At 35.1% G+C, this 14,078-nt stretch carries 17 protein-coding genes; 7 read left to right on the forward strand and 10 right to left on the reverse strand.

Going from position 1 to position 14,078, the window contains the following annotated elements; genetic code table 11:
• The first annotated feature begins 4 nt into the window (after positions 1 to 4).
• Complete coding sequence (locus EL260_RS05850) at positions 5 to 412, forward strand: thioredoxin family protein (RefSeq protein ID WP_228445334.1); 408 nt, start codon at positions 5 to 7, stop codon at positions 410 to 412.
• A 363-nt stretch (positions 413 to 775) separates the two neighbouring features.
• Here EL260_RS05850 and EL260_RS05855 read toward each other — a convergent pair whose 3' ends face one another.
• A complete protein-coding gene (locus tag EL260_RS05855) occupies positions 776 to 1,255 on the reverse strand; it encodes a cupin domain-containing protein (RefSeq protein ID WP_123859269.1) in 480 nt (159 codons plus the stop codon).
• 3 nt (positions 1,256 to 1,258) lie between these two features.
• Positions 1,259 to 2,251: an NADP-dependent oxidoreductase gene (locus EL260_RS05860; protein WP_123859270.1), complete on the reverse strand. Its 993-nt coding sequence runs from the start codon at positions 2,249 to 2,251 to the stop codon at positions 1,259 to 1,261.
• A 91-nt stretch (positions 2,252 to 2,342) separates the two neighbouring features.
• Between EL260_RS05860 and EL260_RS05865 the strand changes: the two genes are divergently transcribed.
• A complete protein-coding gene (locus EL260_RS05865) occupies positions 2,343 to 2,732 on the forward strand; it encodes a winged helix-turn-helix transcriptional regulator (protein WP_123860657.1) in 390 nt (129 codons plus the stop codon).
• Positions 2,733 to 2,799: 67 nt separating this feature from the next.
• Here EL260_RS05865 and EL260_RS25895 read toward each other — a convergent pair whose 3' ends face one another.
• The 3 genes from EL260_RS25895 to EL260_RS05880 form a co-directional block, all read right to left on the reverse strand.
• Entirely contained in the window at positions 2,800 to 4,383 is a 1,584-nt protein-coding gene (locus tag EL260_RS25895; protein ID WP_123859271.1) for an ABC transporter permease/substrate binding protein, read from the reverse strand.
• A gap of 1 nt (position 4,384) precedes the next feature.
• On the reverse strand, positions 4,385 to 5,635 hold the full coding sequence (locus EL260_RS05875; RefSeq protein WP_123859272.1) for a quaternary amine ABC transporter ATP-binding protein: 1,251 nt from the start codon (positions 5,633 to 5,635) through the stop codon (positions 4,385 to 4,387).
• A gap of 543 nt (positions 5,636 to 6,178) precedes the next feature.
• Complete coding sequence (locus tag EL260_RS05880; RefSeq protein WP_123860658.1) at positions 6,179 to 6,544, reverse strand: DUF1304 domain-containing protein; 366 nt, start codon at positions 6,542 to 6,544, stop codon at positions 6,179 to 6,181.
• 65 nt (positions 6,545 to 6,609) lie between these two features.
• Here EL260_RS05880 and EL260_RS05885 point away from each other — a divergent pair, with 65 nt between their 5' ends.
• From EL260_RS05885 to EL260_RS05895, 3 genes are all read left to right on the forward strand, one after another.
• Complete coding sequence (locus EL260_RS05885; protein ID WP_123859273.1) at positions 6,610 to 7,182, forward strand: Crp/Fnr family transcriptional regulator; 573 nt, start codon at positions 6,610 to 6,612, stop codon at positions 7,180 to 7,182.
• A gap of 63 nt (positions 7,183 to 7,245) precedes the next feature.
• Complete coding sequence (locus EL260_RS05890) at positions 7,246 to 7,677, forward strand: DoxX family membrane protein (RefSeq protein WP_164466606.1); 432 nt, start codon at positions 7,246 to 7,248, stop codon at positions 7,675 to 7,677.
• A gap of 5 nt (positions 7,678 to 7,682) precedes the next feature.
• Complete coding sequence (locus tag EL260_RS05895) at positions 7,683 to 8,126, forward strand: carboxymuconolactone decarboxylase family protein (protein ID WP_123859274.1); 444 nt, start codon at positions 7,683 to 7,685, stop codon at positions 8,124 to 8,126.
• A gap of 130 nt (positions 8,127 to 8,256) precedes the next feature.
• Here the strand turns inward: EL260_RS05895 and EL260_RS05900 are convergent, their stop codons facing one another.
• Genes EL260_RS05900 through EL260_RS05920 form a run of 5 tightly spaced genes read right to left on the reverse strand, consistent with a single transcriptional unit; the run spans position 8,257 to position 11,790 of the window.
• Complete coding sequence (locus EL260_RS05900; RefSeq protein WP_123859275.1) at positions 8,257 to 9,240, reverse strand: aldo/keto reductase; 984 nt, start codon at positions 9,238 to 9,240, stop codon at positions 8,257 to 8,259.
• 3 nt (positions 9,241 to 9,243) lie between these two features.
• Positions 9,244 to 9,999 carry a type 1 glutamine amidotransferase domain-containing protein gene (locus tag EL260_RS05905; protein ID WP_198418059.1) on the reverse strand — a complete coding sequence of 252 codons (756 nt, stop codon included), beginning with the start codon at positions 9,997 to 9,999 and terminating at the stop codon, positions 9,244 to 9,246.
• 2 nt (positions 10,000 to 10,001) lie between these two features.
• Complete coding sequence (locus EL260_RS05910) at positions 10,002 to 10,289, reverse strand: putative quinol monooxygenase (RefSeq protein WP_123859276.1); 288 nt, start codon at positions 10,287 to 10,289, stop codon at positions 10,002 to 10,004.
• 2 nt (positions 10,290 to 10,291) lie between these two features.
• A complete protein-coding gene (locus EL260_RS05915) occupies positions 10,292 to 11,176 on the reverse strand; it encodes an NAD-dependent epimerase/dehydratase family protein (RefSeq protein ID WP_123859277.1) in 885 nt (294 codons plus the stop codon).
• Positions 11,173 to 11,790: an NAD(P)H-dependent oxidoreductase gene (locus EL260_RS05920; RefSeq protein WP_123859278.1), complete on the reverse strand. Its 618-nt coding sequence runs from the start codon at positions 11,788 to 11,790 to the stop codon at positions 11,173 to 11,175. Before EL260_RS05920 ends, EL260_RS05915 begins: the two co-directional genes overlap by 4 nt.
• Positions 11,791 to 12,079: 289 nt before the next feature.
• Between EL260_RS05920 and EL260_RS05925 the strand changes: the two genes are divergently transcribed.
• Both EL260_RS05925 and EL260_RS05930 read left to right on the forward strand, forming a co-directional pair.
• Positions 12,080 to 12,826, forward strand: coding sequence for a metallophosphoesterase family protein (locus EL260_RS05925; protein ID WP_123859279.1), 747 nt, complete (start codon positions 12,080 to 12,082; stop codon positions 12,824 to 12,826).
• A 313-nt stretch (positions 12,827 to 13,139) separates the two neighbouring features.
• Positions 13,140 to 14,075 (forward strand): alpha/beta fold hydrolase, encoded by a 936-nt coding sequence (locus tag EL260_RS05930; RefSeq protein ID WP_123859280.1) that lies wholly within the window; start codon positions 13,140 to 13,142, stop codon positions 14,073 to 14,075.
• Positions 14,076 to 14,078: the final 3 nt, after the last annotated feature.

Genomic DNA, 14,078 nt, shown 5'->3' on the forward strand with positions numbered 1-14,078 from the left:
TCAGATGAAGACAGGGACTTTTTCTGAACTTGAACGTTTACAAAAAGATTCTCCAAAGCCTGTTATAATTCATCTATATACGGATTGGTGTTCAGTCTGTAAAATCGAATATTTTCGTTTCAATAAGGATAAAGAGTTAGTTGAAATGATGAATGATAATTTTTATCTGATTCATTTTGAGGCTGAAAAAACAAAAGAAAAGATCAATTTTCAAGGACAGGAATTTGAATATTTATCCAATGGTAATTCCGGAATTCATGAACTGGCGTTGGCATTGTCAAAAAACAAGGAACAGCCAGTTTATCCGCTGTGGATTTTCCTGGATAAGAATCAGAATTTGGTGTATTATCAGGAAGGATTATTGACTCCTGAAAAAATGAAACAGAAATTGAAGGAGATTTCGGCTTTGTAGTATGTTGAAAATTGTTAAGATATAAATTTCTGAAGCGTTGTACTTAAGGCGCCAGGGTTTTATCTGCAATAAAATTTGCATGCTGCTTATTTAAATGCCACGAATGCACGAATAAAATGACACTTGCACACCTTCATGAATAAGATCCATGTGTCTATGTGGTTAATAATTTTTACCCCATAGGCACATAGTTTTTTGAAATATATTAGAATTATTTATTCGTGCATTCGTGGCAAAATATATTGCCTGAAATCTTAGATTTTCTTTCACTTTTGCGATTTCCAACAAGAATTACAGCTCTCACAGATTAGGCAAATCTTTTTCATCTGTGAAAGTCTGTGTGATCCGTGGGAAAAATAATCTTTAATCAATATTTTCACTCGCATCTATCAGAACAGCCAGTTGTATACAAGGTTCATCAGAACGGTTACTCCATGCATGGTTTGTTCCTCTTTGTATGACAATATCTCCTGGTTTGATTAGGGTTTCTCCTTCTTCCATCATTAAATAAAGTTCACCGGAAAGGATGATAATATAATCTAATGTTGGTGTCTGGTGCATCATAGGATGAGGTTCTCCTTTTTTGAATTCGACGCCGAGATCTTTATCAGGAGGGATTACTACATATCGGAAATAGGTTCCGTTTTTGGGTGTTTGTGGAAATCCGGTATTGGGAATTCTTGTTTCATGATCCAGGTTTGCAGGAGTTGTTTGAGTATTCCAGATATCTGAAATAATGAGTCCAGGGAAATGTTCTATGGCATTTTCTACCTGTTGATCTTCTGTAATGATGGATTTTCCGTCTTTACTTCCTGTTACGATGCGTCTTGGTATTTTGTTCATCGGTTACGAGTTTTTCATGATAAGTTTATGACCTTGAGTCTGGTTATTTTTAAGAATGGAGTGTGCCTTTAGAACAGTTTCCAAAGAAAGGGTACCTATTATTTTATATTGTGATGGAATGATGGAACCATTTTCAATAAGTTTTGTAATTTCCTCTAAGCTGCTTTTATAATAATCATACTGTTTAACCATGCCGTACGTATAGTTAGAGATATTCATAATCAAAGTTCCTTTGTTGAAAAGAAGTTCATGAGCTTCCTTGGTGACAAGAGCAGTGACATCTACATAAGTACCGTTGATTTTTAATACTTCAGCTGTGACTTCAGCCATATAATTTCCTACCAGATCAATTCCGATATCAAAAGGTTGATGGTGATTAGCCTTTAAAATGTTGTCTATGAGATTTTCTTCTTTATAATTAACGATTTGATGGCCTTTTACACCCAGGTTCAAAAGCATTTGTCTATTTTCTTCGCTCCCAACCGTTGCAATAAAGTTCTCAATATGATGAGCTAATAAAATCTTGAGTAAAAAAGAACCTACTCCTCCGGCAGCACCTGTGATAAGAATCGTTTGTTGCGGCTGTAATTTCAGTCTTTTAAAAATTTGGAAGGAAGTCAATCCTGCTGATGGAATAGAAGCTGCCTGTTCGAAGGAAATATTTTTAGGTTTGAGCGAAACAATGGCCTCCGGAACAGAAATGTATTCTGCATAAGTCCCATTGCTTCCCATAGAGCCACTGCCACAGAATACTTCATCTCCAATGTTGAATTGAGTAACATCAGCTCCTTTTTCTACAATAATTCCAGATAATTCCCTTCCTAATATAGGTGAACTGATTAACTTTCTTTCCAATTCATTTTCCAGCATCTGATAATCGATAGGATTGAAGCCACTTGCCTTGATCTGAATTAATACTTCATTGTTTTGGGGTTGAGGTTTTTCTGTAAAGCCCTCTTCAAGTTTAAAATCTTTATTTAAAATAACTGCTTTCATATTGTTAATTTGATCTACAAATGTAAAACGGGAATAGTTTATATTTGCTACTAGTTAACAAATGGTTACTAGTTACCTTGATGAAACTATTATGGCAAAAATTATTGAAAACGGAAACGAGAGAGAAGCAACTTGTACGGAGGAATTATTCGCTATGCGTGATAGTCTGGATGTTCTGGGTGGAAAATGGAAATTGATGATCCTTCGTTATCTGACTAACAGAACGGATCAACAGATTCATTTTAAAAAGCTGGAACGTGGTATTGATGGAATTTCTGCTAAAATGTTGAGTAAAGAACTGAAAGAACTGGAAACAAATCTTCTGATTACAAGAACAATTCAGGATACAAAACCGATTACAGTGGTGTATGCAGTTACGGAATATGGGAAATCAGTATTTCCGGTAACGGAGACACTGGTAAACTGGGGAATACTTCATAGAGAGAAGATTAAGGAGTCCATGACTACTTCAGGATCTTAAAAGAGCAATAAAAAAATCCTCAGACTCAGTAGAGTTGAGGATTTTTAGTTATACATGATTTTCTAAATTACTTTTTATCTAACCATGTATTGACCAGTTCAGAATGTTCTTCCACCCATTTTTGTGCAGTGGCTTCTTTATTTTTACTCTGTTCCATTTGGATTAAAAGATCAGACATCGTTTCATCATCAAAATGGAGGTTAGAAAAGAATGCTGCCAGTTCAGGATGATCTGTACTAAAGCTTTTTCTTGCATAGGTTTTAATTTGTTCTGCTTCACCATATATCTTTTTAGGATCGTCAAGAAACTTAAGTTTCATTTTACCAAACATCCAGTGAGGCTGCCATCCTGTTACCACAATCCATTGTTTACGTTGTATGGCGTTCTGTAATTCAGTGATCATGGCAATGGTAGAGGAGTTGATCTGTTGATAATCCAGTTTATAATCAACAATAGCTTTATCTGTTCCTGTTGTCAATCCTGCGCCCTTTTCAATCCCAATGATTCTGTGATTGAACTGTTCCTGATGCTGGTTAAGTTCTTCAATAGACTGAATGGAAACATATTCGGGAACTACCAGTCCTATACGACCATTGTTATAATTGGTTCCCAGATGTGTTAATCCCGGAAATTTAGCCAGTTTTTTAGCATGGGTGTAAGGAAGCCAAACTCCCATAAAAAGGTCTGTATCTTCATTGTTCATGGAAGCCAGAATCATATCTGTAGAGGCTTTCTGAATAATGACATGATAGCCTTGTTGATCCAAAATTGCTTTAGCTATATGCGTCATCGCCACATCTTCTGCCCAGCCATCTACCATTCCTATGGTAATATATTTGGAGTTTTTTATATTTCCACATGAATTTAATGAACCAAATAGGATCATTAAAATGGGAAAAAATAGATATTTTAATTGTTTCATCTTATTAATTCCTTCCAGTACTTTCTCACCCAGACCACCTGCGGCAATCATTCCGGCAATCACAACCATAGATAGGGATAACAGGATGGTTTGATTAATCCCTGTTAAAATAGTTTTCATGGCCAGAGGAAGTTCCACCTTAAATAGGATCTGACGGTTGGTTGCTCCAAAAGCACGTGCTGCTTCTACAATATCTTTCGGTACAGATTCTATTCCCAATGTTGTTAAACGTACCGCTGGAGGCATTGCAAAAATGATTGTTGCAAAAGCGCCGGGCACTTTTCCGATGCTGAAAAACAGTACCGCAGGAATCAGGTAAACGAATGCAGGCATGGTTTGCATTAAATCCAATAAAGGACGAATAATTTTTGCTGCAATCTTGTTTTTGGCAGCTAAAATTCCCAGAGGGATAGAAAGGATAAGGGCGGTAATGGTTGCTACAAAGATAAGTGCCAGCGTTTCCATGGTTTCTTTCCATAATCCCATCAAAAATATCAGGCTTAATCCTGCTGCCGTAACAATGGCGATACCTTTCCCGGCTTTCCACAATGCTAAAAGTGTAATGAAGAGGATAATTACATAAAAAGGAGTATTTATAAGTACCCATTCAATCCCCATGATAGAGGCGTTTCCTACATGTTTTATGACATCAAATACAGGTTTTCCATTTTCTGTGAGCCAATTGATTGCAGTTTCTACATATTGACCTATATCTATAATTTTATTCATCTTATTGATTGTTTGCGATTTCTTTTAATTCAATGATTTCTTCTTCGTTAAATTTGGTAGCTTCTATGACAAGAGAAAGTTGGGTAACAAGGCCTAAAAATTTATTGTTTTCATCTACAACAGCAATGGCCGATTTACTACCTGAAATTAGCGGTAACATCTCTTCTACTGTCACTTCGGGATAAACTGAAGGGACATTATTGTTGATAATAGATTCTACTGTAGGTTCTTTCTTTTTGGCAATTCTGACCACATCATTAAGCGTTACAAAACCAAGAAATTTATTTTGAAAATCTACAACGGGAAGGTTTTCTAATCCTGTTGCTCTCATTTTTCGTAAGGCTCCTTCGGGACCATCTTTTCTAAAACGCACCACTGTAGCTTTATCAAACATCAAAGATCTGGCGGTAATAATTGTTTTACGATCTACCTTCTCTACAAATGCTTTTACATAATCGCTTGCAGGGTTGGTTAAAATATCTTCAGCAGTTCCTATTTGTTCTATGACACCATCTTTCATAATGACGATACGGTCTCCAATTTTAATGGCTTCGTCGAGATCATGGGTAATAAATACAATGGTCTTTTGTAAAGTGTTTTGCAGTTCCAGCATTTGGTCCTGCATTTCAGATTTTATCAAAGGATCCAGCGCAGAGAAAGCTTCATCCATAAGCAATACTTCCGGATCGTTGGCCAAAGCTCTTGCTAATCCTACTCTCTGTTGCATTCCTCCTGAAAGTTGGGAAGGATATTGATTTTCGAAACCGTTTAATCCAACAATATCCAGAGCTTTCTGTGCCTTTTCATCGCGGGAAGCTTTACTTTCTCCTCTGATCTCAAGTCCAAAACCGGCATTATCTAAGATATTGTGATGAGGTAGTAATCCAAATTTTTGAAATACCATGCTCATCTCTGTTCTTCTTACTTCCAGAAGTTCTTTATTGTTTTTACCGGTAATATTATCGTCATTGATATATACTTTACCTGAAGTAGGTTCATTCAGTCTGTTAAGACAACGCAGTAGGGTTGATTTTCCGCTTCCGGACAGCCCCATGATGACAAAGAATTCACCTTCATAGATCTCAAAACTCGCTTTGTTGATTCCTACCGTGCAACCTGTTTTTTCTAGAATTTCCTTTTTGGAAAAACCTTTGTCTAAAAGTTCCTGTGCTTTTTCTTTGTTCTTACCAAAAATAATCGTCAGATCTTCAACTTTAAGTTTTATTTTTCTACCGTTTTCATTTTTTTCCATATTCAGAATTTTTTAATTGATAATTGATACACAATATTGTATATAATTACATGATTAAACATTTAACTTTGATGTTGTTCTTTTGTTGACGGGTGTACAAAATAATCTGCCGAGCTTATAATGATAAAAGCTTATAACAAAAAAATAATGGCATAAAGCCCCGTGGCCTTATGTTTATTTTAAATATTTCAATAGATTTTACTCTAGAAAAAGAGTGTCATGTGTAAAAAGAAGTTAATCTTTTACATGGATTCTACAATTAAATTACTGATGAGGTAATAAAAGATATGTGTACAGAACAACTTGAATTCCTACATTTCATCAAAATGTGGATCATTATAAAAAACCTGTGTATCAGTTTTTTACGACGTTGCAAATTTACGAATTTTATTTTAAATGGATTTTTTTAGGTATAAGAAGCTGGTTTTAAGTTAGGTTATGGAGTGAGATACTCATCGTACATTTCCCTTTACCATTAACGATAAAGGTGTTTTGATCATGCATATGTTTTTTAGAAAAATCTGTACAATATGACGAGTGAAATTACTTCAGTAAAACTGCAATAATTGCCAATATTGCCGGGAGTGCCTGGACAAAAAATATCTTTTTGGTGGCAGAAACTGCTCCATAAATACCAGCTATGGCTACACACCCCAAAAAGAATAGAGCAATATTATCCTGCCATTGCGGATCTTTAATCAGAAAAGACCAGATCAGCCCGGCAGCCAGAAAACCATTATACAATCCCTGATTGGCTGCCAATCCTTTTGTGGGCTTAAACATTTCCGGAGGAAGAGCAGCCTTGAAAACTTCTTTTCCTTTGGTTTCCCATGCAAACATTTCCATCCAAAGAATATAGAGATGTTCCAGTGCAACGACTGCGATAAGGATTTTAGCAACGAGTTCCATGATTTCATATTTTGTCATTGTAAAACTAAAAAAATAAAGTTAAGTTTGAGTATTCAATTCTAAAGATGGATAATTTCAAGGCACATTTAAATAAATTCATTACGGTAACAGACGAAGAGTATCTTTCAATTTTCTCATTCTTCGAAGTATTGAAGGTGAAAAAGAAACAAGGTCTGATGCTGGAAGGTGAGGTTTGCAGAAACATGTATTTTGTAGTGGAAGGTTGCCTGAGAAAGTATTTTATTAATGAAAAAGGAGTGGAACATACCACTCAGTTTGCTATTGAAAACTGGTGGATTACTGATACGTTTGCCTATGAGAGACAGTTGCAGACAGATTTTAATATTCAGTCTGTGGAAAAGTCTACCATTCTTGTCATTGATTTTAAAAGTCAGGAATTGTTACTTGAAAAACATCCTGTGATGGAAAAATATTTCCGAATTATCTATCAAAGAGCGTATGCCGCTTCAGAAAGGAAGCTTCGTTACCTTGCTGAATATTCACGGGAAGAGTTGTACGTACATTTCAGTACGCTCTATCCTTGGTTTATACAAAGAATTCCTCAATATCTTATCGCTTCATTTCTTGGTTTTACTCCAGAATATTTAAGTGAAATTAAAGCAAAATTACGTTCTTAAACCAGTTTAAGTTTTTTACGGATCAGATATCGGAAATTTGCCATGTGATTAAAAGCTAACGCAATGACAAATACACAAAATCAATTTCCGCAGCTATTTTTAAGACTTGCTCTTTCTGTAACCATGCTTTCTGCAGTAGCTGACCGTTTCGGGTTATGGAGTGCAGAAAACTCATCATGGGGAAACATGAAAAGCTTTGAAGAGTATACAAGATCGCTGACCTTTTTTCTTCCGGAAGCATTGAGTACCTTTTCAGCTTATGCAGCCACATGTTTAGAAATTTTATTGCCATTGATGCTGATTGTAGGTTTTAAAACTAAGATTGCAGCTTATGGAAGCAGTATCTTATTATTGATTTTTGCAGTATCAATGGCTATAGCACTAGGTCCTAAGGCTCCTTTCGATTATTCAGTTTGGGTGGGAAGTGCAGCAGCTCTTTTATTGGCTGTTCAGCAACAATATTCTTTTAGTATAGATCAATTAACCAAAAAATAAATATAATGAGCGCAAGATTAAATATTGCAACAGTAGATTCAGCAGCGTATAAAGCGATGATGGGATTAGAAGGGTATTTACAGACAACTTCTTTAACCCATATTCAAAAGGAATTAATTAAAATCAGAGCTTCCCAGATCAATAAATGTGCTTTCTGCCTTGATATGCATACAAAAGATGCCATCAAATATGGTGAAACGCCTCAAAGAATTTTTATTCTGAACGGATGGACAGAAGCAAAAGAGTTTTTTACAGAAGAAGAGCAGGTGCTTTTGGCCATGACAGAGGAAATCACCCTGATCAGCCATAAAGGATTAACTGAGGAGACCTACCAAAAAGCTAAGACATTCTTTGATGAAGCTCAGATTGCACAGATTATTATGGCAATTGTGACCATCAATGCATGGAATAGGATTGCAGTGAGTACCCACATGCCGATAGCAAAGTAATAAAGTAAGGAAGCTGGAAGTTAATGAAGTCTATATGATTTACTAAAGCTCAATTTAATTATTAATTTAAATTAAATTAAGCTACTAGTAGTAATATCTAATAGACAATAGTACTTCCAGCTTCCTTTTACTAAAGCTCTTTCAAAGCAGAATTGATGAAGTTCAATTCTTCCTGAGAAAGAGTGATATCTATCGCTTTAGCATTTTCAACAGCCTGCTGAGCATTTCTTGCTCCTGCCAATACAACTGTAATTGCCGGTTGTAGGGTAGTCCATTTTAATACCAATTGTGAAAGGCTTGCTCCTTTTTCCTGAGCAATAGGTTCAATTTTTTCTAAGAAAGTTTTTACTTTATTTAAATCAAACTGAGAAAAATAACCGTTTCTGTGGTCGTTGTCTTTTAATGTATTATCCTTAAAATATTTACCTGTTAAAAGACCTCTTTCCATTGGACTATATACGATAATTCCTGAATTTTGCTGTAAAGAATAAGGAACCAGATCGTTTTCAATGGCATGGTTCAGCATACTGTAAGAAACCTGGTTGCTCGCTAATTTCAATGTTTTGTTAGCTTCTTCCATTTGGGCGACACTATAATTACTTACTCCAGCAGCACGAATTTTTCCTTGCTGAATTAATAGTTCCATAGCTTCCATCGTTTCACTGATGGTTGTGGTACTATCTGGCCAGTGAAGTTGTAAAAGGTCTATATAATCTGTACCCAGTCTTTTTAAACTTTCTTCAACTTCTTTGATAATGTTTTCTTTGGAAGCGAATTTATAAACAGGGATTACTTTACCTTCATCTTCTGCATCAAAGAAAAATTCTCCCTTTCCGTTGTTGCTTCCGTCCCATACCAAACCGAATTTAGTTAACAACTGAATTTTTGAACGGTCTTTTCCTTTAATAGCTTCACCAATCATTTCTTCACTTAATCCAAAACCGTAAAAAGGAGCCGTATCAATAGAGGTGACTCCATGATCCAATGATGCATGAATAGAGTTAATAGAATCCTGTTTTTCATTACCGCCCCACATATTTCCACCGATGGCAAAAGCTCCATGCGTAATTACAGATAGCTCGAGATCAGTGTTTCCTAATTTTCTGTATTCCATTTTTTATTTTTTATTTAATTCTTTTAAAATTGCTTCTCCAACACTCTTGGCAGATTGTGGATTCTGTCCCGTAATCACTCTTTGATCCGTTACCACATGGTTTTGCCAAAGTCCTGATTTTTCAAATTTTGCTCCTCTTTCTTTTAATTTATTCTCCAGTAAAAAAGGAACAACATCCGTTAATTGTACAGCAGATTCTTCTTCATTGGTAAAAGCATTGATCTTTTTTCCATCTACCAGATATTTTCCATTATTCAGTTTGATATTAACCAAACCTGCCGGGCCGTGGCAAACGCCTGCTACAATGCCTCCGTTTTCATAAATTGTTGAAGCTATGTCTGCCAGTTCTGTATTGTCTGCAAAATCCCACATGGCTCCATGACCTCCTGCATAAAAAATAGTTGAATACTCTTTGGGATTCACCTGTGATGGTGTTAAAGAATGATCGACTTTGTTTTTATAGTCTGTGTTTTCCCAGAACTCTTTGTTTACAGGATCTTTTAAATCAAATCCGTCTACTGGTGGCGTTCCTCCTTTCGGGCTTACAAAATCAATTTCATAGCCTGCCTTGTGAAGAACTTCCCATGGATGGGAAACTTCTCCCAGGTAATATCCTGTATCCTTACCAGTGCTGCCTTTTTTATCATGGCTGGTTACGACGAATAATATTTTGTTTTTCATATTTTTTGATTTCTTGGTCTGTGCCTGTATAAATCCTATCGTGAAAATGGCCAGTATTAAAAACGTTATTTTTTTCATATTTAAATGATATGAGTTAAATATATTTGTGGTTTTTCCTGAAGCTTTTCATCCACTAAGGCTCCGAAAGCCTGGATGTAAGGCTGTTGATTGTGTTGATCCAATCCTTCTTTGCTTTTCCAGATTTCATAGAAGACAAATTCGTTTTTGTTTTCAATTCCCTGATGTAGGTTATAAAGCTCACAAGCTTCTTCTTTCCTTGTTTTTTTTACCATTTTCTGAAGAACTGCCAATACTTCTGCCTGATGGTCTTCTTTGGTTTTTATAATAGCTGTAAGATGAATTTTCATAATTAAATATAATTTTCAATGGAGGTATAGATGGGTTTCCATCCCAGTTCTGTTCTTGCTTTGTCTGCGCTGCATATACTATTGGAGGCAAAACCGAAATAGCCGCCTGCCGGACCAAAATTGTCAACGGCTTCCTGTACGCTTAAAGATCTGGCGGGCTCCAGATTATATTTTTTGCTGATAATTTCAGCAATGTTTCTTAAAGATGAGGAACCGTTTTCTGCATAATAGATGGAACCGCTTTTTGCTTTTTCCAGTGCCAGGACATAAAGGTCTGCCAAATCTTCAATATGTAAATTTGACCATATATTTTCACCCTCTCCAAAATAAACACCGTGTCCTTTTTTCTCAGAAAAATGAATCAGGGCAGGGATTTGGATGCTGTCTTTTTTTAAGCCAAGACCTTGTCCATACACCATTGTGGGAACAATCACAATACTTCTTATTTCCTTTTGAGCTGACTGCAGAACATAATTATTGATAAGGACCCTTGATGCCATTTCCAGTCTTGGAATCAAAGGATAATCTTCTCTGAAAACAAAATCACTTTTTTTACCATTTTCTTTGCCGCCGAAAATAGCAGATCCAGAAGTGAATATGAATGTTTTATGGCTTCCTTCCAATGCCTTGATAAAGCTATCTGCAGCATAGGCATCATCTGCTGAATCAGCATTATGGATGACAGCATCAACACTGGTAACGACTTCTTTTATAAGATCTTCATGATGGATATTCCCAATAATGGTCTTGATTCCCATCGATTCCAGTTCCTGCACGTGGGCTTCATTACGAACCAGTCCGATCACCTCATAATTCCTGTCAAGCAGTTTTTTGGCGATACTCCCGCCTATATAGCCGGTAATACCTGTGATCAATATTTTTTTCATGATACTAATTCTGGTCTTAATTCTTTTTCAAAGACGTTTTTCAAATGTTCTCTGTAGAGTTTCATATCTCGCTCTATGTTGGCATTTTTTTCTACATCATGGAAGTGAAAGCTTTCCATTTTTTCTAATGAGACGAAAGCATTCATTCTATGGAATCCAAATAATGGCCCTTCGTCTACACTTTTCTCATTAAAGAATTCTCCGGGAAGAGTAAAAGCTGTTTTAGGAGCATTCCAACTAGTTGTTAACATGTATTTTCTTCCACCAAGCATTCCGCCAGTACCATAGTTGATCTCTGGATTAGCTGCATTTCTACCATCACTCATATAAATACCTTTGGCGTGACCTGCTGTGAAAACTTCATCAATATATTTCTTAAACCCGTTTGGAAGCTGGAACCACCAGATAGGAGTGTGGTAAATGATATAATCTGCCCAAACGAATTTTTCTACCTCTTCATGTTTGTCATAACCTTCGCTTACGTTAGTGATTTTTACCTCTATATTATCAAATTCTTTAAGAACAGCTGTTGTATTTTCTGCGATTGTTTGATTATATTTTCCTCCGGAATGTCCGAAATTTTGTCCTCCGTTAATGATGAGTACTTTTTTCATTTTTTTATGATTGTTTAAATTTTACTCTGCAAAGTTAGAATGAGATTACGTATAATAAAAATAATATAAATTATAGCAAAGTATCAGAATATTTATACATTGAAATGAATACTTAGTATTAATAAAATAGAAGAGTTCAAAATTTGAGTTTTTTTTCAGCCACTCCCAAAAATGTACTTACTAGGCAAAAATTCATCCTTATTAATTCTTTTTCATGGTAAAAAGTCATGTCATATCTGAACAGGATTTGCTTTTCGTCTTGTAAATTTGATTAACAAATTAGCAAAGAATGATACAGATAGCAGTTTTCAGTGATGTACACGGGAATCTTCCGGCATTGGAAGTCGTGTTGAAGGATATTGAAGATCGGGGAATTCATCAGAAATTCTGTTTAGGAGATTTAGTTGATTTTGCACCTTGGGGAAATGAAGTAATAGAAAGAATTAAGAGTCTAAATATTCCCTGTCTGCTTGGAAATCATGATGAAAGAATTGCTTTTAATCTACCTGTTTTTCCTTTGTCTAAGCATTCTCAACAAGAAACGGAGGCCAGATTTATTGCGATAGATCATTCTAAAAAACATATTATAGAAGAGAATAAACAATTTCTTTCTGAGCTTCCTTTTCATTTGAAAGTAAATTATAAAATAGGGAACAAACATTGGAATATTCAGTTGGTACATTCTAGTCTTACGAGCAACGATACTTATCTATATGATTCTGAGAAAGATGATGTTTTTTCTGATATGCTGAAAGAGTCTCAATCTGATGTTATTGTTATGGGACATACTCATTTATCATTTACTAAACAGTTTGAAAATAAGAAATGGGCGATCAATTGTGGTTCTGTAGGGCGATCCAAAGAAGAAAACAGATTGGCTTCTTATCTCATACTTACTTTAGATGAAGAAAAAATTATTCCTGAAATTGTACAGCTGAGTTATCCGCTTGAACAAACTTTACAGGCGATTGAGAAAAGCGAGATTCCTGATTATTATGCAGATTTTTTAAGCAATAAAGAGATATTTATAAAATAATAAATGAATTTTTGTGTCCTTTTTAGGGTAGTGTCTTTTCGCTTGTTGATTTTTGTTTCTATAGAAAGCGAATTTTTAATTCGAAATTGTCTATTCATATTGCATTGAAAATAGACCAGTTAAATGTTTTTTTTTTGTTTTAAATAATTGAATTTTAATATTTTGTAATTATTCATACTTTTATATGTAGATACTCGAACTCATTTTTTCATTACAATCAGTTCGAGTATTTTTATTGAGACTTTTTTCATGATTCTCTGAAGGATATTTGCAATAGATTATTCGAATCAAAGTCAATTAAAATTTAGAAATCATGAAAAAAACAATTCTTTTTATTTTTTTACTATGCTCCGTACTTGGTTTAGCCCAATTACAGAAAGTAAAAATTGATACGCTCTTAACCCCTGAAATTGGTGGAATAAAACAGGCCATAGATATTAAAACAAATGACTCGGGTAAACCTGTGCTTTTATTTTTATCAGGCGGGCCGGGAAGTTCAATGCGGAAAAATGCGGAGGCTTTTACAACACTTTTAAAAGATAGATTTACTATTGTTCAATGGGATCAGAGAGATGCCGGAAAAACCCTTGAGCTAAATCCTTCTCCCGTTCAGCCTTCAGTTGATCTCATGGGAAAAGATACCTATCAGGTTATCAATTTTTTGAGAAAAGAATTAAAACAGGAGAAGATATATCTATTAGGGAGCTCTTGGGGAAACGCTTTAGGTTTTTATATTGTTAGGAATCATCCTGAGCTTTTACATGCCTATTTTGCGGTGAATCCAGTTGTTAGTCAATTGGAGAGTGAGAAAGAACTGTTAAGTATTTTAAAAGATCGCTTTAAAGAAGATCCTGTTGCCAGTAAAGAATTGGCAAGTGTACAGATTCCTTTCAAAGTTGATGAAGATTTATTTTATTTAAGAAAATGGCTTTTTTATAAAGATGGTAAACAGTATGTAACAGGTGATGATTTCAAGAAAGGTTTTCTACAGTGGTCAAAAACATGGTCACCTGCATGGAATGAAGTGATGAATATCGATCTTCCAAAAACCTTAAAAAAAGTGGAATGTCCTATTTATTTCTTTGTTGGTAAAAATGATATTCAAACTTCTACCAGAATTACAACTGAATATTTTCAAAAGGTAAAAGCACCTAAGAAAGGCTTATTCTTATTTGAAAAATCTGGGCATCAGATTCATAAGGATGAACCAGAAAAATTTCAGGATACCATCCTTCAAGTATTAAAATAATCT

This window comes from Chryseobacterium nakagawai (genome assembly GCF_900637665.1).
GTDB lineage: Bacteria > Bacteroidota > Bacteroidia > Flavobacteriales > Weeksellaceae > Chryseobacterium > Chryseobacterium nakagawai.